This window comes from Acidovorax sp. JHL-9, from assembly GCF_000426205.1.
Taxonomy (GTDB): domain Bacteria; phylum Pseudomonadota; class Gammaproteobacteria; order Burkholderiales; family Burkholderiaceae_C; genus Acidovorax; species Acidovorax soli.
Genome location: NZ_AUEX01000001.1, coordinates 140,859 through 160,035, shown reverse-complemented (window position 1 = coordinate 160,035; position 19,177 = coordinate 140,859). Strand labels below are relative to the sequence as shown.

The following is a 19,177-nucleotide window of genomic DNA, read 5'->3' as shown; positions in this document are numbered from 1 at the left end:
ATGGGCGACGGCGCTTATGGGTAAAGCACCGAACGCTACTGAAAATATAGCTATTGGTGGATGCCAGTGACCACGCGTGGCAACCGCCGTGCACGGGCAACGCGCAAAATTACGCCGCTTTGGCCACCGGTGCGACAATAGCGGGCTAAATGACAAGTTCTTTTTCCAATCTATCGCTGGCCGAGCCGCTGGCGCGCGCCGTGGCCGAAATGGGCTACGAGTCCATGACGCCCATCCAGGCGCAGGCCATTCCGGTGGTGCTCACCGGCCAGGACGTGATGGGTGCCGCCCAGACCGGTACCGGCAAGACGGCGGCGTTCTCGCTGCCCCTGCTGCAGCGCCTGCTCAAGCATGAGAGCAGCTCCACCTCTCCCGCCCGCCACCCGGTGCGCGCCCTGGTGCTGCTGCCCACGCGCGAACTGGCCGACCAGGTGGCCCAGCAGATTGCGCTGTATGCCAAATACACCAAGCTGCGCAGCACCGTGGTGTTCGGCGGCATGGACATGAAGCCCCAGACCATCGAGCTGAAAAAGGGCGTCGAGGTGCTGGTGGCCACGCCAGGCCGCCTGCTCGACCACATCGAAGCCAAGAATGCGGTGCTCAACCAGGTCGAGTACGTGGTGCTCGACGAGGCCGACCGCATGCTGGACATCGGCTTCCTGCCCGACCTGCAGCGCATCCTGAGCTACTTGCCCAAGCAGCGCACCACGCTGCTGTTCAGCGCCACCTTCTCGCCCGAGATCAAGCGCCTGGCCGGCAGCTACCTGCAAAACCCAATCACCATCGAGGTGGCACGCCCCAATGAAACGGCCTCCACGGTGGAGCAGCGCTTTTACAGCGCCACTGACGACGACAAGCGCCGCGCCATCCACCAGGTGCTCAAGACGCGTGGCATCAAGCAGGCGTTCATCTTCGTGAACAGCAAGCTCGGCTGCGCGCGCCTGGCCCGCAGCCTGGAGCGCGAAGGCCTCAAGACGGCCGCCCTGCACGGCGACAAGAGCCAGGACGAGCGCCTGAAGGCCCTGGAAGCTTTCAAGAGCGGCGAGGTCGATCTGCTGGTGTGTACCGACGTGGCGGCGCGCGGCCTGGACATCAAGGATGTGCCAGCGGTGTTCAACTTCGACGTGCCGTTCAACGCCGAAGACTACGTGCACCGCATCGGCCGCACGGGCCGTGCGGGCGCATCGGGCCTGGCGGTCACCCTGGTGTCGGGCAGCGATGCCCGTCTGGTGGCCGACATCGAGAAGCTGCTCAAGACCAAGCTGGATATCGAGGCCCTCGAATACGACGAAGACCGGCCCCGTGGCCGCATCAATGACGGCCGCCGTGCCTGGCGTGAAGCGGGCGAAACGGGTGACCCGCGCGACGGGATTCCCCCGCCGACGCTGCGCGAGCGCCGCGGACCCCGTGAACCGCGTGAAAGCTACCGGGGCTTTCGTCCGGCAGTGGCCTCGCGCGATCCGTTTTTCGAGAAGCCGTACGAGGCGAGCAGTGCCACCGCAGCACCCGCCTGGGAGGCCGCAGCCAAATCACCCACACGCAGCAGTGTGTCGGCCAACATCAAGCCCAAGCGCAAGGTGGCGGCGCTGTTCAAAGCCGCTCAGCCGGAAACCTCCGGCCAGTAATCCCCTGGCCGGGCCGCGGTGCAGGCGTGGGATGCGCCGCGAAACCGGCCTGGCCGTTTTGCAGCGAGTAGGCCACTGGCGCTTGCGCAGCAAGCGTTGCATGCTATCAATCACTTTGCCAACGGTGGTCGGTGCGCACTGTGGGCCAGACTGCGCGCAGGTGCCAGCCGCTCCAGCACGGTGCCATCGACATTCCCAAAAGCGATCACACGCCCGCCCCGCTGGCCGGCAAAGCGCCGTGCCGCCTCGGCCGAGGCGAATGCGGGCAGGTTGCCCGCGCGCATGGGCCCCCGGGCGGAGGAGCCGTCCACATACATTGCTGTGTCGGCGGCAATCCAGGCACCCGTCTCCGTGTCGGTGACATAGCGGGCCACCAGGTCTCGTGCCGTGCGCCCCGGGCTGTACTGCGCCACGCTGGCCAGGTACTGGAACAGGCTCAGCGGGGAATCAAAAAAATGCGCATCCCCATTGGCGAAGATGGCCTGGGCCGCCCATGGGGCAGACCGTGCCGGGTACATGCCGCACACCGGGCAGCGTGCATCCGGGGGGATGGTGCGGGGCGCGTCCAGCGGCAGGCCGGAGGTGGGGTCGAAGGGCGTGGGCGGTGCCACCACGCAGACATCGTCGGGCAGCGGTTGTCCGGCGGCACCCAGAGCTGCACCCGGTGGAGAGAACTTCCAGGCAGCTGCTGCCACCAGTGCGCCCATGCCTGCCAGCCCGGCCAACAGGGCCTGGCGGCGGGTGGGAGGGTGTTGCAGCACGTGCATGGGCCTAGAACCTGTTCAAGATCTTTTCGGTGTCGCACAAGTACCTTGCCGGGATGGGATGCAAGGCGCGGTGCGCAGCCAATAGCGCGGCTATTGGCAAGCGCGGCAACGCCGCAGACCGCCCGGCAAGGCACTTGCCCGAAGGGTTGGAGTGAAATCGGTCGATTGCACGCCCCGGCTGCGGGCATGGGCACCAGCCCATGCCGCACATCCGAAGCATCCACTCATCCCGATTGCACTCCAATGCGATCTCCGAAAAGATTTTGAACAGGTTCCTACATGCGGGTGTCGTGCAGGGCTCCGCCGCTCAGGTCCACCATGTCGGCCGTGATCTCGGCAAAACGCAGCACCTTGCCACCATATTCGGCCGCGAATTTCTGGGCGTCGGCCTCCAGGGCAAAGCTGCCAATGGTGGGCCCCATCGAGCCATGGCGCTTGCCACCCACCACGTAAACAGCGGTTTTGGCGTCGATCCAGTGGCCCTGGGGGGCATTCCAGTCGGCCTGGCCCATGTCCTGCACATACACCGCCTGCACAGTGCGCACCTGCTCGCCCGCCAGCAAGGTGCTGAAGAGTTCGACGGTGTCGCAGAAGAAGGAGGGTTTTTCCTGCCCCGCAAAGCGCACCTGGGCCTTGGGGCCCGGGTAGTCGGCCAACAGCATGCCGTCGAGCTCGCAGCTGGTGGACCGATCGATCTCCACCGGGGCCAGGGCCTGTGCGCTGCTGGACGGGTCCTTGCAGCCGGACAGGGCGCCCAGGCCCAGCGCACCCAGCGAGGCCAGGGCGGCCCAGCCGAGCAGCTGGCGCCGCGTGCCATCGGCGGTGCCGGCACCGGCGTGGCGGCGGCAGGAACACAGATAAGGGGTCATGGTTTGAATCTCCAGCTTGCCAGGCCCAGTGGCACCACGATCCAGCCGAGCATCACGGTCCCCATGAGCCAGGGCTTGGCCAATGCTTCGGGGACGATGGTGGTCAGGCCGTACAGGGTGCGCACGTCTTCCAGCGAGAACACGTTGAGGATGCGGAACACGTCCGCAGGGTTGAGCAGCAACAGATAGGCCATGGCTGCGCCGCCATAGGCGCCGCCGGTGGCCACCAGGGCGCCCAGCAGCAGCAGATCGAACACCAGCACAAAGAAGAACCAGGTGGCGATGGCCAGGCCCGAGGCCCGCGTGCGCTCGCGCGCCAGCACCGACAGCAGCACGGCCATGCTCAGGAATGCCAGGCCCAGCAGCACCGAGCTGAGCATGAAGCCGCCATAGTGGAACATGCCCGCCCAGCTGAACTGCCGGTACAGCAGCACGGCCACCAGCCCGAAGCCCGCCAGGGTGGAGAGGGTGAGCGCTGCAGCCAGGCCCAGGTACTTGCCCAGCAGCAGCTCCAGCCGCGTGATGGGCAGCGACAGCAGCAGGTCGAGCGAGCCGCGCTCGCGTTCACCCACGATGGCATCAAAACCCAGCAGCAGCGCAATCAGCGGGATCAGGTAGATCACCAGGCTGACCAGGCTGGCAATGGTGAATTCGATGGAGCGAAAACCCACCGTGCCCTGCTGTGCGCCGCCAAAGTAGGCAATGGCCAGCGAGAACACGGTGAACACGAGGGCCACCGCCAGCACCCAGCGGTTGCGCATGCGGTCGCGAAACTCTTTCGCGGCGATGGTGAAGATTTGTGTCAGTTCCATGGGGGATCTTGAATCGGTGCGGTGCCCGGTCAGCCGGAGAAGCCGAAGAAAACGTCTTCGAGCGAGGGCTCATGGATGTGCAGGTCCCGCACGCGTGCGCCAAATGGCGCCAGCGCACCCAGCACGGCCATCTTGGCGTCGCGCGGGCAACCCAGGTCCAGCCCGACGGGGGAGGGTGTCGTGGTAATGCCGGGCAGTTGCGCCAGGGCCTGGGCCACGGGCGCGCGGTCGACCTCTGCCAGTGTCAGCGCAAAGGTCAGCGGCATCTGCGTCTGCTCGCGCAGGGCCTGCACGCTGCCCAGCGCCTGCAGCTTGCCCGTGGCCAGAATGGCCAGCCGGTCCACGCGTTCCTGCAGCTCGGCGAGGATGTGCGAGGTGATGATGATGGTCACGCCCTCGGTCTGCAGTTTGCGCAGCGTGGCATAAAAATCGCGGATGGCCTGCGGGTCCAGGCCGTTGGTGGGCTCGTCGAGCAGCAATACGCGCGGGGTGCCGAGCAGTGCCTGGGCAAACCCCAGGCGCTGGCGCATGCCCTTGGAGTATTCACGCACGGCCCGGTGTGCGGCCTGTGCCAGCCCCACGCGGTCCAGCAGCACCGGGCATTGCTGCAGTGGCGCGCCCTTGAGCCGGGCGAAGAAATGCAGCGTCTCCAGGCCGCTCAGGTTGTCATACAGCACCACGTTTTCCGGCAGGTAACCCAGGTGGCGGCGCGCGGAGCGAAAGCCGCGTCCGTGCACCGAGGCACCGCTCACGAGGATTTCGCCCCGGGTGGCGGGCACCAGGCCCAGGATCATCTTGAACAACGTGCTCTTGCCGGCGCCGTTGTGGCCGATCAGGCCAAAAATCTCACCGCGCTCCACGCGCAGGTCGATGCCGTCCACAGCGTGTAGCGCACCGTAATGCTTGTGGGCACCGCGCACTTCGATCGCCGGGGGCGCGGAGGGGTCAGCGTTGTGAGGGTTGCGTGTCACGCCAGTGGTTCCGTTGGGGGTGGTTGGGCTGCATGCGGGGCTTGGGGTCCACCACGGTGGGCACGCGCAGCACGGGAAATTGCTGGCCCACCAGGCGCAGGGCCTGCACGGCGGGGCTTGCCAGCAGCAGCTTGATGGTGGGATGGCGCCAGGTCAGGCGGTCCACCATGTCATTGGCTTCGTAGGGCACGTCGCCCACGCCGTTGCCATCGCGGTCCCAGCCCAGGTAGTTGCTCCAGTAGTTGCCGCGTTGCGTGCCCCAGCGCTCATCGCGGGAACCCACATAGCGGACCTGCTCGCGATTGCCGACGAAGTCGTTGCCCTCCACCGCATTGCGGGTGGAGCCCGCCGACAGGTGCACGCCCACGGCATTGCCTGTCACCAGGTTGTCCTTGAGCTGGATGTATTCGACGTCATAGATGAAGAAGCCACGGCCGTTGTCCGCCACGACATTGTTTTCGATCACCGAGTCCTGCATGGTGCGCAGCATGATTCCATGGTCCGTGTTGCCCCAGGCGCGGTTGTTGCGAACCACCTGGTCGCGCACCTCCATCAGCGCCAGGCCGCCCCGGTTCAGGTAGGTGTCGTTGTCTTCCCACAGGTTGTAGTAGGAGTTCATGTAGTGCGTTCCGTAGCGGCTGTGGTGCAGCTTGTTGCCCCGGAAGATGGCGTGGTGCGACACATCGATGTAGAGGGCGTCGCGCACGAAGCTGATGTGGTTTCTTTCGATGCGCGCGCCCTTGGTGTTGTACAGCTGCACGCCATTGCCGCGCTGCGACGAGTTGACATCGCGCAGCCCGGTGATGGTGTTGGACAGCACCTGCACGTCGTTGGACTTCTCGATCCACAGGCCGAACAGGTTGTAGGTGAGATCGCAGTGGCGCACCACGGCACGGTGCGCGCCGGGGTAGATGTAGATGCCGGCGTTCTGGTCCTTGAGGTTGGTGCCCGAGTCGCGCACGATGAGGCCCTCGATCACCACGTCGGGGGCGGTGACGCGGATGGTGTCGCCCTGGCTGCCGCCGCTGATGGTGGGCCGGTCCAGGCCGCGCAGGGTCAGGGGTTTGTCGATCCGCAGGTTGGCGCGGTACAGGCCGCGTGCCACCTCGATCACGTCGCCCGGCTGTGCCTTGGCCACCGTGGCAGCCAGGTCATCGCTGGGGCGCACGCTCAGGGTGGCTGCCTGGCAGGCCCCGGCGATGCACAGCGCCAGGGCCAGGCTCATGTGGCTCAGTATGTTCATGCGATGAGCCAGCCCAGGGCCTTGAGCACCAGGAAAAGCGCAGCGCCAATCATCAGGTTCTTGAACCCCACATAACTCATCATGTCCATCACACCGGCGACGCGGTACTGGTCACGCCACCAGGGGCCGTCTTTCACATAGCGGCGGCCGGAGAGGCGGATCAGCACCTCGTACACGCTCCAGCCAAACCACCAGCCGATGATAGCGCCCGAGGACAGGTGGCCCAGCGCGCCCTGCACCCAGGCGATGGTGGCGGCAATGGCCAGCGCCAGACCGGCGACCTGCAGCGCGCGCTGGCTGGTCCAGCCCTCGCGGCTCCAGGGCCACAGGTGGTCGCGCAGCTCCAGCCACAGCCAGGCGATCAGGCCCACATCCCGCTTGTGTGCGGGCAGGATGCGCTCGGTCGGCATGCGCGGATCGACGCCGTCCCTGGCCTTGGGCGAGATCTGGTCTTGCACCGTGGCGGGGTGGATGGGGATGAAGTAGCCGTTGGCGCCAATGGGCGTGATCTCCAGGCCGTCTTTTTCGCGGCGCTTGCGCTCCTTGGCCAGGGGCGGGCAGCCCTTGGTGTCGGTGTACAAAATCATGCAGTCAAGGCAGTGCAGGCACTCGCGGTGGTCGATGCGGCCATCGGCATCAATGGCCTGTGCGCCGCAGCCCACGGCGCAGGCCTTGCAGCTGTTGCAGTCCTGCTTGCGCTTGAGGCCAAACCAGCGGAAGGTGCTGGGCATGGCCAGCGAGGCCCCCAGCGGGCAGATGTATTTGCAGTACGGCCGCTCGATGAAGAGGGACACGCCCAGGATGGCGGCCACGAAGAGGCCGTAGGGCCAGGCGCGGTTCATCACACCGACCAGGAAGGTGGTCTTGAAGGGTTCGACCTCGGACAGTTTTTCCGCCAGGCCCATGGAGAACATGGACACGGTAAGCAAGAAGAAGAAAACGGCGTACTTGATCCACTTCAGGCGGTCATGCCACTTCTGCGGCAGCTGGGTCTGGAAGCGCTTGAGGCCCAGCGCCCGGGCAATCTTGTAGACGGCTTCCTGCAGCGAGCCGAACGGGCACATCCAGCCGCAGAACAGGCCGCGGCCAAACAGGAACGCCGTGACGATGATGAAGATCCAGAACAGGAAGATGAACGGGTCGGACAGGAACAGCGACCAGGTCCACTGGAACAGCAGCGCGTGGAACCAGGTCAGCACCTGCGTGATGGAGGGTTGGGCCATGTAGCCAAAGCCCACCCAGAAGATGCTGATGGCCCAGAACGTGTACTTGAAGCCGTTGACCGGCCACTTGTTCTTGTGCGTTGACAGGCGCGTGAGCTTTTCGCGCAATGCATAAACCACCGTGACGGCCACCAGCAGAGTGATGAACAGGGAAATAGGCAGCGCCTGTGACTTCCAGATGCGCACCCAGGGGGCCGCCGGTTCCTCGACCTTGGGGCGACCGCCCTCCAGGCTGCTGGCGGGCAGCCAGTACTTGGACTCGAACACCGCAAAGCTGCGGTGGCCGGTGGCACGATCGACGCGGTTGCCCAGGAAGGCCAGCTTCCAGGGGAAGGCGGCGGAGAAGGCCGAAGAGCGGATCACGAAGATGGCCGATTCGCTGTAGCGCGGGGCACCCGCGGCCTCCAGGCCGTAGAGGTTGTAGGAATCGAGGTCGCGGAAGGTGAACGAGTCGGCGCCCTGCTTGACCTGCACGCGATCGTAGATGCCGCCGCGCACGAAGCCCGAGCCCTTGAAGGACTCCACCCCGGCCGTGCGGATGATGAAAAAGGCGCTCTCCTGCGGCTGCAGACGCGAGCGCAGATTGTCATAGCCCCGCTCGCCCAGCAGGCTGCGCCCCAGGTCCGGGTGGTTGAGATCGCCAAACCACAGCTCAATAAAGGGTTCGGGGTCGCGCGGCAGGCCCACCTGTTCGGGCTTGACCAGCAGCCGCTGCACCAGGCCCAACTGGACCAGTTGCGCCCAGTCGTAACGCTGCCCGCTGGCCGTGAAACGTGCGGGCTCGCGCACGGTGGGTTCGATGATGCCCGTCTGCCGCGCCACGGCAGCACCCGACATCATCATCACCTGGTTCTGTGCGATCACGGTGACGGTGGCGCCGGAAATGGCGTCCACCCCGATCACGTTTTCTTCGGGCCGGGAAGGGCCGACCTCGATCGTGTCTTTGACCGACTTGCCCAGGTACTGGTTGTTGAAATGGACCAGGGCCGATTCGGGAATGCCCAGCAGCAGGATGGGCTCGGAATGCTTGAGCACCTGCACGCCGACAAAACGGCCCTGCAGGTCCATGCCGATCAGCGTCACCACCGGCTTGCCCGAATAGGCGGGCGTGTCGGTGATGTCGGTCGAGAGCATTACATAGCCCAGCAGCTTCTTCTGGGCGGTATCGTTGTCATAGGCCTCCACATACGGTGGCTGGCCCTTGCGTTCAGAAAAATGCCGGGCCCCGGGAAACACCTCGGCGCAAGGCAGCAAGGCGCACATGTCCTTGGCAGTGGCCAGTTCCGCCGGCAACTCCGCCTCATAGGCGCCCGCCTGGGCACGCTGAGCAAACAGCGACAGCACCAGAAAAAAAACGACCCCGAGGATCGCAAACCGTTGGCCTGGCAATGTCATCACGCTTTCCTGTCAAGGGAGGTCCGGCGCACATGCGCCGAAACCTCCCGGTAAACCCGCCTATCAGGCTTCCACGATCATGCGCGTGCGCATTTCAAGGTGGAGCGCGTGGCAGAAATGGGTGCAATAGCACCAGAACACGCCGGGCTGGTCGGCAATGAAGGTCACTGACTTGGTTTCCAGCGGGTTCACGATGAAGTTGACGTTGTAGTTCGGAATGGCGAAACCGTGCGTCAAATCCTCGATCTTGTCGAGGTTGGTCAGGATCAGCGTGACCTCGTCACCCTTCTTCAGCTTGAACTCGCGCAGACTGAAGGCCGGAGCCTGCGAGGTGATCTTCACCGTGACCTTCTTGCCGTTGCGGAACACGCCGGAGTCCTTGGCATCCTTCACCGCCAGCGGGAAGTCGTCCAGGCTGTAGACCTGCTTGGGCTTGACCAGGTCGCGCTTGAAGATGATGAAGTCGTGCGGCTCGCCGCGCACCGGGTGGTCGGCCAGCAGCACCATCTTGTCGCCCGAGATGTCGATCAGCTGTTCGTTCTCGGGGTGCAGCGGTCCCACGGGGAGGAAGCGGTCCTTGGAGAACTTGCAGCCCACGGCCAGGAACTTGCCGTCGGCGGCAATGGTCTCGGACTGTGAGGCATTGATGTGGCCGGGCTGGTAGTGCACGTCCAGGCGGTCCACCACGTATTTGGCGTTCTTGTCACCCGCATGGAACTTGATGGCCGCTTCCACGTTCCACTTCACCACCTGGCTGTCCAGGAACAGCGTGGTGTAGGCGTTGCCGCGGCCGTCGAAGGCAGTGTGCAGCGGGCCCAGGCCGATTTCGACCTCGGCGACGATGGCGTCGTCGACTTTTTCCAGCTTGCCGTCGAACCAGTCGAGCACCTTGGCCAGCTCGATCACGGTGGCGGTGGGCGAGAGCTTGCCGGCGCAGATGAAGTACTTCTGGTCGGGGCTGGCGTTCACGCCGTGCGGGTTCTTGGGCACGCTGACGTAGGCGGTCAGAGCGGTCTTGGGGTCCTTGTTGGCTTCATGCGTGCCATCGACCACGGGTACCTTGGACGAGCCAACGGTCTTGAACTTGCCGGCCTTGACGGCTTCCTCGATGCGCGCAATGTTGAAGAACAGGCAGGCGTCGCGCTCGGCGGACATCATGTCCTCATACTTGGCGCCCATCTCGACGTTGTACTGATTCGTGGCGGCGAGCTTGCCGTCGTACGAGGTGGCCGTCAGGTCGCAGTTGCCGTCGATCAGCACCTGCCAGCGCACTTCCATGGTCTCGGCATCCACGCAGGTGAACATCGAACGGTACTTGCTGGCGTCCTCGCTGCCGGTGTTGGGCAGCGGGATGGAGAACTCGGCGCCGCAGAACACACGCGTGGTGTAGTTGATGGCCGGATCGACCGGGTCGCGCTTGTCGGGGAAGATGCCGTGGAAGCCCTGCACGTTGGGCAGCTGGGTGATCTTGTCGCAGACAAAGTAGTCGAGGCGGATGCGTGCGAGGCGGCTGTTGATCTTGTCGTTGATCCAGGCGTAGCGGCCGTCGTAGTTGCCGTCCTTGTAGGAGGCGTGCGTGTGGTGGGTATCGGCCACCGTGTAACGCAGACTGCCGTCGGCCTTGGTCCCCATGATGGCCTTGGATTCGTTGGTGACACCCCAGCCCACCAGCGCATCCGGCGTGAAGCAGGGAATGCGGTGAATTTCACGGCCCGAGGGCAGGCCCAGAACACGCATGTCGCCGGTATGGCCACCGCTCCACAGACCGTAGTAGGTATCGAGCTCGCCGGGCTTGAGGTGCACATTGGCGCCGCTGTGTGCGGCAGCAGGTGCCGAGGCAGGGCCCGACGCTGCTGCTGCGGGTGCGTTGGCTGGTTTGTCGTTGCAAGCTGCTACGCCGACGGTCAGGCCGGCCAGTGCCGCGGTATTGATGAAACGACGGCGGCCGATGCTGGCGGTTTCTGGTTTGACTTCTCTCTTATCGCTCATGGTTCACCTCTTTAGGATTGGCTTGGAAAAAACGGGGGTGCCCGCGCCGGTGGTGGCGCTGCCGTAGCGGCAGGAGCGCGGGAAAAAGGAGGAAAAACAGGCTGGGCGGCTGCCGCAGGAGTTGTGGGCGGCAGCGCAAGCACGGTGTTGGGAGGTGCCCCGCCCACAAGGCACAGGGGGCAGTGCAGCGCGTCAGCAGCGGCTTGCTCGACAGCTCCGTCGTCGGTGTGGATGATGACCTTCGGGGCTCCGGAAGCGGAGCAGACGGTATCCGTCAACCTGGGCTGGACCATGGGCGCCGCGGTGGCCACGCCGAGCGACATCAGAAACCACGCCAAGACCCACCAACGGGATCGGATCAAGGCTGGATGAACAGTGCACATGGAGGTCGAATATAGATTCATTCAAAATGAATCAAATTGATCTATGTCACATGATGACAACCGAAAGAGCGGCTGCTGTCAAGCCTTCGGGTCTATATTACGCATATTGCATGAACCATTGCATCCTTCTTATGATGCTTGCCAGGCGCACCGTTTCCACGGGTGTGAATGAGGATCGGGTGCCTTGGAAAGTGTGAGCGAACCAAGCCGTTGGTCTGCAGGCCAAGGCGGCGCCTTGGTACCTTGGTGTATAGGGCGCAGCACAGCCCGTGCAGAACCTGCCAGCTGCTTCTTTTATTGACCTTCAGAACAGGAAAACCCCCATGCAAAAACTATCTGGCCTGCTCGCCATCGCGGCAATCTCTTTGGCGCTCGGTGCCTGTGGCGACAAGAAATCGACGGAAGCGGCTGCGCCGGCTCCCGCCCCCACCCCGGCTGCTGCTCCTGCGCCTGCTCCCGCCGCAGCGCCCGCACCCGTGGCCGAGAACACGGTCGGCAAGAGTGTGTTTGGAAAAACCTGCGCCTTGTGCCATGCCGCAGGCGTGGCAGGTGCTCCCAAGCCCGGCGACAAGGCCGACTGGGGTCCGCGCATTGCCCAGGGCAAGGACACGCTGTACAAGCACGCCATCGAGGGCTTCACGGGCGCCAAGGGCATGATGCCCGCGCGCGGCGGCGGCTCCACCCTGACCGACGACGAAGTGAAGGCCGCTGTGGACTACATGGCCGATCAGTCCATCTGACCGCGACGCGCCATGACATCCGCTGAATCGACGGTGTTCAGCCTGACCAGGCGCCGTATGGCCATGGCACTGCCCTTGCTGGGGTGTGTGTCGTGGGCTTCGGCGGCCCCGGTTTTCGGGGCGCCGCAACGGGGATCGCGTGCCCTCATGGGCACGCAGGTCGATATCGTGGCCGACGGCGGCGAAGCGCCCATGCTGCGCCATGCCATCGACCTGGCATATGCCGAGATGGAGCGGCTGCAGGCGCTTTTCAGCCGCTACCGGCCTGACAGCGTAGTCAGCCGCATCAGCCGTGCTGCAGGCATCCTGCCCGTCGCGGTTCCGAGCGAGGTGATGGGCGTGCTGAAAACGGCGCAGCAGATGTTCCGGCTCAGCGGCGGTGCCTTTGACATCACGGTGGGCTCCCTCAAGGGCTGGAACTTTGAAGAAGGCCACCAGACGGTGCCCGCGGCGGGTCTGGTGGCCCAACAACGGCAGCTGGTGGACGCGCGCCGCCTGGTGCTGGACGAGTCCGCGGGCACGGCCTATCTGGCCCGGCAAGGCATGGCCCTGGACCTCGGGGGCATTGCCAAGCTGCCCATCCTCGAAGCCGGCATGCGGGTGTTGCGCCAGCAGGGCGTGGGCAATGCGCTCGTCAACGGTGGTGGCGATGTCCTGGTGATGGGACAGCTGCAGGGGCGTTCATGGCGCGTGGGCCTGCGTGATCCGCGTGCACCCGAGCGCCTGCTGGGGGCGCTCTCTTTGCAGGGGCCGGCGGTGGTGGCATCGTCCGGTGACTACGAGCGCTACTTCTTCGCGGCCGGCAAGCGGGTGCACCATATTCTGGATCCCCGCACGGGATACCCTACCGTCGGTGTGCATGGTGTCAGCCTGCTGGCGCGCGATGTGGCGCAAGTCAATGGGCTGGGCGCTGCCCTGATGGTGCAGGGCGCACAGGCCGGGCAGGCACTGGTAGCGCGCCAGCCGGGGGTGGAGGCGCTGATGGTCGCGGGCGATGGCCGTGCGTGGTATTCCGCGGGCATGGCGGCCGCGCTGGCGCGTGGAGTTGCCTGAGCGCGATTGCTTCAGGCGCCAGGGGCCTGCGCCTGCTCGCAGTGCACCTGCAGCAGTTCGCGCTCGTCCAGAGAGCTGCCAAAGCGCACCGCGCTCAGGCAGCCACCCCACACGCAGCCCGTGTCCAGGCCCAGGCAGTGGGGGCGGTTCAGCCAGCCCAGGGTGGACCAATGTCCGAACGCGACCAGGGTATGGGCCGTGCCACGACCGGGCACGTCAAACCAGGGCATCAGCCCGGGGGGCGCCGCACTGGCGCTCTCGGTGCTGTCGAAATCCATCACCCCGCGCTCCGAGCAAAAGCGCAGTCGTGTGAGTGCATTCACGACCACGCGCAGGCGGTCCGGTCCGGTCAGGGAGTCGTCCCAGTGGTCCGGGGTATTGCCGTACATCTGCCGCAGGAATGCGGGCAGATCGGCGCTCCGCAAGACGCGGTGCACTTCGTCGGCCAGATCCAGGGTTTGCGCGGCATCCCAGGAGGGCAGCACTCCGGCGTGCACCATCAGCAAAGGCTTGCCCCCGTGGTCATGCTGGCGGGCCAGCGGCTGCAGGCGCAGCCATTGCAGCAGCGCATCCCGGTCCGGGGCATCGAGCACGTTGGCCAGTGTGTCGCGCCGCGAGGGTTTGCGGGCGCCATGGGCGGTCGCCAGCAGGTGCAGGTCATGGTTGCCCAGCAGGGGGCGCAGGGCATCGCCGTGCGCCATGCAGCGGCGCAGCACGGCAGCGGAGTCGGGGCCGCGGTTGACGAGATCGCCCAGCAGGAAGGCGGTGTCGCGGCTCGCCGAAAAATCGATCAGATCCAGCAGGCGCCCCAGTGCGCGGTCGCAACCCTGGATATCGCCAATACAGTAAAGTGCCATGGTGTTCTTCTTACCTTTTGATTCATGGATTTTCTGCTGATCACGCTGCTGACACTGCTCAATGGCGTGTTCGCCATGTCGGAACTGGCCTTGGCGTCCAGTCGCAAATCCCGGCTCGTTGCCATGGCAGAAGGCGGCGACAAGGGCGCGCAGGCGGCCCTGACCTTGCTCGACAATCCCACGCAGTTCCTGTCGTCGGTGCAAGTGGGCATTACCTCCATCGGCATGCTCAACGGCATTATTGGCGAGGCCGCTTTCAGCGACGACCTGGGCCTGTGGCTGCAGACGCTGGGGGTGCCGGAAAGCGCTGCCAGCGTGAGCGCCACGGCCATCGTGGTGACGGTGATCACCTTTATCACCATTGTGTTTGGCGAGCTGGTGCCCAAGCGCATTGGCCAGCTTTACCCTGAAACCGTCGCGCGTTTCGTGGCGCGTCCCATGACCTGGGTGGCCCAGGGCGCCAAGCCTTTCGTGCGGCTGCTGTCGCTGTCCACCCAGGGGGTGCTCAAGCTGCTGCGGGTGGACAACGATGCCGGCCGGATGGTGACCGAGGAGGAAATTGCCGCCAGCCTGGAGGAGGGGCGCGATGCGGGGGTGATCGAGCACCATGAGCACCAGATGGTGCAGAACGTGTTCCGTCTCGACGACCGGCCCCTGACCTCGCTGATGGTGCCGCGCACCGATGTGCAATGGCTCGATGCCGGCCTGACAGTGCTCGAAGGCCTGCGCATGGCGGGCACGGGCGGCGAGCATGGCGCCCATTCCTGGTACCCGGTGTGCCGTGCCTCCCTGGACGAAGTGGTGGGCGTGATCAGCGTGGCGCGCATGCTGGAACTGGGCCCCGAGGCGTCCGGAACCGTGGAGTCTTATGCGCAGCCTGCATCCTTCGTGCCTGAAACCCTGAGCGGCATGGAGTTGCTCGAACAGTTCCGCGCCCGGTCGGGCCGCATGGTCTTTGTGGTGGATGAATACGGCGTGGTGCAGGGCATCATGACGCCGCGTGATTTGCTGGAAGCCATTACCGGGGAGCTGCAGCCGGGCGCATCGGCCGATGCCTGGGCAACCCTGCGCGACGATGGTACCTGGCTCCTGGATGGTTTGATGCCCGTGACGGAACTCAAGGCGCGGCTCGATATTCGGGATTTGCCTGAAGAAGACCGCGGCCGCTATAACACGCTGGCAGGCCTTTTGATGGCCGAATCAGGCCATTTGCCGGCGGTTGCAGAGCGTATTGCCTGCGCCGGGTGGATATTCGAAATCCTGGACCTGGATGGCAAGCGTATTGATAAGGTGCTCGCGCAACCCGATCAACAGTTGGAGAGGATTTGAATATCCAGTACCGTTCCCGTGTTGAAAATTACGGGTGAAATCAGCCTCAATGTGACTCGGCGTGTACAAATCCGCGCATTATTCCTATAATGCAGGCTCCTTCGCAATTACCTTTAATCACACACCATGTCCAGCTACAAAGAACTCCTGAAGCAGCGTGAAGACCTTGAGCGCAAGATCAATGAAGCCCGGCGCAACGAGCTGTCTGAAGCTGTTGCGCAGGTTCGCGCCCTGGTCGCGGAGTTTGGCCTGACGGCGCAGGACGTTTTTCCCGCTGGCCGGGCGCGCAGTGCCAGCGCGGGTTCCAAGGTGGCCCCCAAATACCGCAATCCCGCCACGGGTCAAACCTGGACCGGACGCGGCAAACCACCAAAGTGGATTCAGAACGAGAACCGCGAGCAGTTTGCGATTTAATCCAGGCTGCGTATTCGCCCAAAAAAAGCCCGCCGATGCGGGCTTTTTTTATGGGCCATGCACCGCGCCAGAATGAAGGGGCGCGGCGCCTTCTCCGGGGGCAAGCGCAGGGGCGAATTGTCCCTGTGTCGGCCATGTAAATCGTGGCTTCCTGGATGGATTCCACGGCCAGTTCCCGCACGGTGTGGCATCGGTGGGTGCACCCCATGCCGTGGGTGTGCGGATGGATCGCCCGCGCCATGGTGTGTTGGCAAGCAATGGGGCATTACCCTCACCACATATATCGCCGCGAATGGCAGTCGCGGGTTCTGTACAGGCTTGAATGGAATGGGCCTGCAATGGATCGGGTTTTCTATTCAGTGCGCGCATTGCCTTTGATACCAGGTGTTACACCCTGCGCGCGATGGCGGCAATGGGGTATTCATGCAGGATGCCCGATCCGCTCGGGGCGGAATCGGAGGCAGCCCCCGCATGGGTTGGTCGGTACGCGCCCGTCTGCATGACCCCAGGCATTGCGCCGCCATGCGGCGCTGCCAGAATGGCCTCTTGTTGTCCCTCACAGGAGTTCGCCATGGCATCGTCGTCCAAGCCCGCCCGCCACGCTTTTGCGCCCACGCTGAAGAAGTTCAAGACCGCGTCCGGCAAGTCGGGGCAGTTCTATTCGTTGCCCGCACTGGCCAAGCAGTTTCCGCAGGTCAGCCGCTTGCCCGTGTCGATCCGTATCGTGCTCGAATCGGTGCTGCGCAACTGTGATGGCCGCAAGGTGACCACCGAGCATGTGCAGCAGCTGGCCCGTTGGGCGCCGCAGGCTGCGCGCAAGGACGAGATCCCGTTTGTCGTCTCGCGCGTGGTGCTGCAGGACTTCACCGGCGTGCCGTTGCTGGCCGACCTGGCCGCCATGCGCAGCGTGGCCGCCAAGCTGGGAAAGAACCCCAAGAAGATCGAACCGCTGGTGCCGGTGGACTTGGTGGTGGACCACTCGATCATGGTCGATCACTATGGCAAGAAGAACTCGCTCGATCTGAACATGAAGCTCGAATTCGAGCGCAACCGCGAGCGCTACGAATTCATGAAATGGGGCATGCAGGCCTTTGACACCTTTGGCGTGGTGCCCCCGGGCTTTGGCATCGTGCACCAGGTCAACCTGGAGTACCTGGCGCGTGGCGTGCACCAACGCAAGGACGGCGTTTTCTACCCCGACACCCTGGTGGGCACCGACAGCCACACCACCATGATCAACGGCATTGGCGTGGTGGGCTGGGGTGTGGGCGGGATCGAGGCCGAGGCCGCCATGCTGGGCCAGCCCGTGTACTTCCTCACGCCCGACGTGGTGGGCATGGAGCTGAGCGGCCAGCTGCGCGAAGGCGTCACCGCCACCGACCTGGTGCTCACCGTCACCGAGCTGTTGCGCCAGCACAAGGTGGTGGGCAAGTTCGTCGAATTCTTTGGCGAAGGCACGCGCACCCTGGCGCTGCCCGACCGCGCCACCATCGGCAACATGGCGCCCGAATATGGCGCCACCATGGGTTTCTTCCCGGTGGATGAGCGGACCATTGAATACTTCCGTGGCACCGGCCGCACCAAGGGCGAGATCGAAGCCTTTGAGGCCTACTTCAAGGCCCAGGGCCTGTTTGGTGTGCCGCTGGCGGGCGAGGTGGATTACTCGCAGGTCGTCAGGCTCGACCTTGGCAGTGTCACCCCCAGCCTGGCCGGCCCCAAGCGCCCGCAGGACCGTATCGAACTGGGCAAGGTGGCGGGCCAGTTTGCCGACCTGTTCAGCAAGCCCAATGCCGACAACGGTTTCAACCGCCCGGCCGAGCTGCTGCATACGCGCTTTCATATCCACCGCCGTGATGAAATTGCCACCGTGGCCACGCCCGACGGCCAGCCCATTCCTGCAGGCGCGCCGCGCTCCGTGGTCGAGATGGAGGCCAACAAGCCCGCCCTGGCCACCGCGCACGAACAGGCCAGCGTGGCCACGCTGCCCACCCGGGGCGCCGACCCCACGGTGGGCAACGGCGACGTGCTGATTGCCGCCATTACCAGCTGCACCAACACCAGCAACCCCAGCGTGCTGCTGGCCGCCGGCCTGCTGGCCAAGAAGGCGGTGGAGGCGGGGCTGCGGGTAGCGCCGCACATCAAGACATCGCTGGCGCCTGGCTCGCGCATCGTCACCGAATACCTGAGCGAAACCGGCCTGCTGCCGTACCTGGAAAAGCTCGGCTTTGCGCTGGCGGGCTACGGCTGCACCACCTGCATCGGCAATGCCGGCGACCTCACGCCCGAGCTCAACGAGGCCATCACCAGCAACGACCTCGTGTGCGCCGCCGTGCTGTCGGGCAACCGCAACTTCGAGGCGCGCATCCACCCCAACCTCAAGGCCAACTTCCTGGCCAGCCCGCCGCTGGTGGTGGCCTACGCCATTGCCGGCACGGTGCTCAAGGACCTGATGAGCGAGCCGGTCGGCCAGGGCAAGGGCGGCAAGGACATCTACCTGGGCGACATCTGGCCGAGCAGCGACGAAATTCACCAGCTCATGAAGTTCGCCATGAAGGGCAAGGCCTTCCGCGATAACTACGCCAAGGTGGCCAGCGACCCGGGCAAGCTGTGGGGCAAGATCAAGGGCGTGACCGGCAACACCTACGTGTGGCCGGCCAGCACCTACATCGCCGAGCCGCCGTTCTTTGCGGATTTTGATCTGGAATCTGTAGCTTCCAGCGCAGGCGGTGAAAGCGCTGCCGGCCAAAAAGGCGCGGAATCCGTACAGGGTGCCCGCATCATGGCGCTGTTTGGCGACTCCATCACCACCGACCACATCTCGCCCGCCGGCTCCATCAAGGAGAGCTCGCCCGCCGGCCAGTGGCTGCTGCAGCATGGCGTGCAAAAAGCCGACTTCAACAGCTACGGCGCGCGCCGCGGCAACCACGACGTGATGATGCGCGGCACCTTTGCCAACGTGCGCATCAAGAACCTGATGGTTGCACCCACTGCCGACGGCTCGCGCGAAGAAGGCGGCGTGACGGTGTTCCAGAACGAAGGGGTACTGCAGGGCCAGAAGATGTTCATCTTCAATGCGGCCATGCAGTACATGGCGCAGAACACGCCCACGGTGGTGTTTGCCGGCGAGGAATACGGCACCGGCTCCAGCCGTGACTGGGCCGCCAAGGGCACGCAGCTGCTGGGCATCAAGGCGGTGGTCGCGCGCAGCTTCGAGCGCATCCACCGCTCCAACCTGGTGGGCATGGGGGTGCTGCCGCTGCAGTTCAAGGGCGCCGATTCGTGGCAGTCGCTGGGCCTCACGGGCCGCGAGGTGATCGATGTGCTGCCCGATGCCGCACTCACGCCGCAAAGCGATGCCACGCTGGTCATCCACCGCGAGGGCGGGGCGCGCCAGGAAGTGGTGGTCACCCTGCGCATCGACACACCGATCGAAGTGGACTACTACCGCGCGGGCGGCATCCTTCCGTTCGTGCTGCGCCAGCTGCTCACGGACGCGTGACCGGAACG

General features: G+C 64.8%; 15 protein-coding genes. 6 read left to right on the top strand and 9 right to left on the bottom strand.

The genetic code is table 11. The features are described from left to right. The first annotated feature begins 149 nt into the window (after positions 1–149). A complete protein-coding gene (locus K225_RS0100725) occupies positions 150–1,625 on the top strand; it encodes a DEAD/DEAH box helicase (RefSeq protein WP_026434613.1) in 1,476 nt (491 codons plus the stop codon). A gap of 110 nt (positions 1,626–1,735) precedes the next feature. On the opposite strand, the gene K225_RS20095 is transcribed toward K225_RS0100725, so the two are convergent. From K225_RS20095 to K225_RS21515, 8 genes are all read right to left on the bottom strand, one after another. Further along, positions 1,736–2,392, bottom strand: a complete 657-nt coding sequence (locus K225_RS20095; RefSeq protein ID WP_238323155.1) for a nitrous oxide reductase accessory protein NosL — start codon at positions 2,390–2,392, stop codon at positions 1,736–1,738. Positions 2,393–2,667: 275 nt separating this feature from the next. Then, positions 2,668–3,261: a nitrous oxide reductase accessory protein NosL gene (locus K225_RS0100715; protein ID WP_051248547.1), complete on the bottom strand. Its 594-nt coding sequence runs from the start codon at positions 3,259–3,261 to the stop codon at positions 2,668–2,670. Beyond that, positions 3,258–4,073, bottom strand: a complete 816-nt coding sequence (locus K225_RS0100710; RefSeq protein WP_026434611.1) for an ABC transporter permease — start codon at positions 4,071–4,073, stop codon at positions 3,258–3,260. Before K225_RS0100710 ends, K225_RS0100715 begins: the two co-directional genes overlap by 4 nt. 29 nt (positions 4,074–4,102) lie before the next feature. Further along, positions 4,103–5,044 (bottom strand): ABC transporter ATP-binding protein, encoded by a 942-nt coding sequence (locus K225_RS0100705; protein ID WP_026434610.1) that lies wholly within the window; start codon positions 5,042–5,044, stop codon positions 4,103–4,105. Next, on the bottom strand, positions 5,019–6,287 hold the full coding sequence (locus tag K225_RS0100700; protein WP_026434609.1) for a nitrous oxide reductase family maturation protein NosD: 1,269 nt from the start codon (positions 6,285–6,287) through the stop codon (positions 5,019–5,021). The genes K225_RS0100705 and K225_RS0100700 overlap by 26 nt, the downstream gene beginning before the upstream one ends. Further along, positions 6,284–8,905 carry a NosR/NirI family protein gene (locus K225_RS0100695; RefSeq protein ID WP_026434608.1) on the bottom strand — a complete coding sequence of 874 codons (2,622 nt, stop codon included), beginning with the start codon at positions 8,903–8,905 and terminating at the stop codon, positions 6,284–6,286. The genes K225_RS0100700 and K225_RS0100695 overlap by 4 nt, the downstream gene beginning before the upstream one ends. 63 nt (positions 8,906–8,968) lie before the next feature. Then, positions 8,969–10,894, bottom strand: a complete 1,926-nt coding sequence (gene nosZ / locus K225_RS0100690; protein ID WP_026434607.1) for a TAT-dependent nitrous-oxide reductase — start codon at positions 10,892–10,894, stop codon at positions 8,969–8,971. An 11-nt stretch (positions 10,895–10,905) separates the two neighbouring features. After that, complete coding sequence (locus tag K225_RS21515) at positions 10,906–11,277, bottom strand: DUF2946 family protein (protein WP_081679564.1); 372 nt, start codon at positions 11,275–11,277, stop codon at positions 10,906–10,908. 323 nt (positions 11,278–11,600) lie between these two features. Between K225_RS21515 and K225_RS0100680 the strand changes: the two genes are divergently transcribed. Both K225_RS0100680 and K225_RS0100675 read left to right on the top strand, forming a co-directional pair. Then, positions 11,601–12,017 (top strand): cytochrome c5 family protein, encoded by a 417-nt coding sequence (locus tag K225_RS0100680; protein ID WP_026434606.1) that lies wholly within the window; start codon positions 11,601–11,603, stop codon positions 12,015–12,017. 12 nt (positions 12,018–12,029) lie between these two features. Then, positions 12,030–13,070, top strand: coding sequence for an FAD:protein FMN transferase (locus tag K225_RS0100675; RefSeq protein ID WP_026434605.1), 1,041 nt, complete (start codon positions 12,030–12,032; stop codon positions 13,068–13,070). A gap of 11 nt (positions 13,071–13,081) precedes the next feature. Here K225_RS0100675 and K225_RS0100670 read toward each other — a convergent pair whose 3' ends face one another. After that, positions 13,082–13,927: a symmetrical bis(5'-nucleosyl)-tetraphosphatase gene (locus K225_RS0100670; RefSeq protein ID WP_026434604.1), complete on the bottom strand. Its 846-nt coding sequence runs from the start codon at positions 13,925–13,927 to the stop codon at positions 13,082–13,084. 24 nt (positions 13,928–13,951) lie between these two features. Between K225_RS0100670 and K225_RS0100665 the strand changes: the two genes are divergently transcribed. The 3 genes from K225_RS0100665 to K225_RS0100655 all read left to right on the top strand — a co-directional run bounded on the left by K225_RS0100665 (position 13,952) and on the right by K225_RS0100655 (position 19,169). Beyond that, complete coding sequence (locus K225_RS0100665) at positions 13,952–15,256, top strand: hemolysin family protein (RefSeq protein WP_026434603.1); 1,305 nt, start codon at positions 13,952–13,954, stop codon at positions 15,254–15,256. 126 nt (positions 15,257–15,382) lie between these two features. Then, the gene (locus K225_RS0100660) at positions 15,383–15,670 is read left to right on the top strand and encodes an H-NS family nucleoid-associated regulatory protein (protein WP_026434602.1); all 288 of its coding nucleotides are present in this window, start codon (positions 15,383–15,385) and stop codon (positions 15,668–15,670) included. A gap of 571 nt (positions 15,671–16,241) precedes the next feature. Continuing rightward, a complete protein-coding gene (locus tag K225_RS0100655; protein WP_026434601.1) occupies positions 16,242–19,169 on the top strand; it encodes an aconitate hydratase in 2,928 nt (975 codons plus the stop codon). Positions 19,170–19,177: the final 8 nt, after the last annotated feature.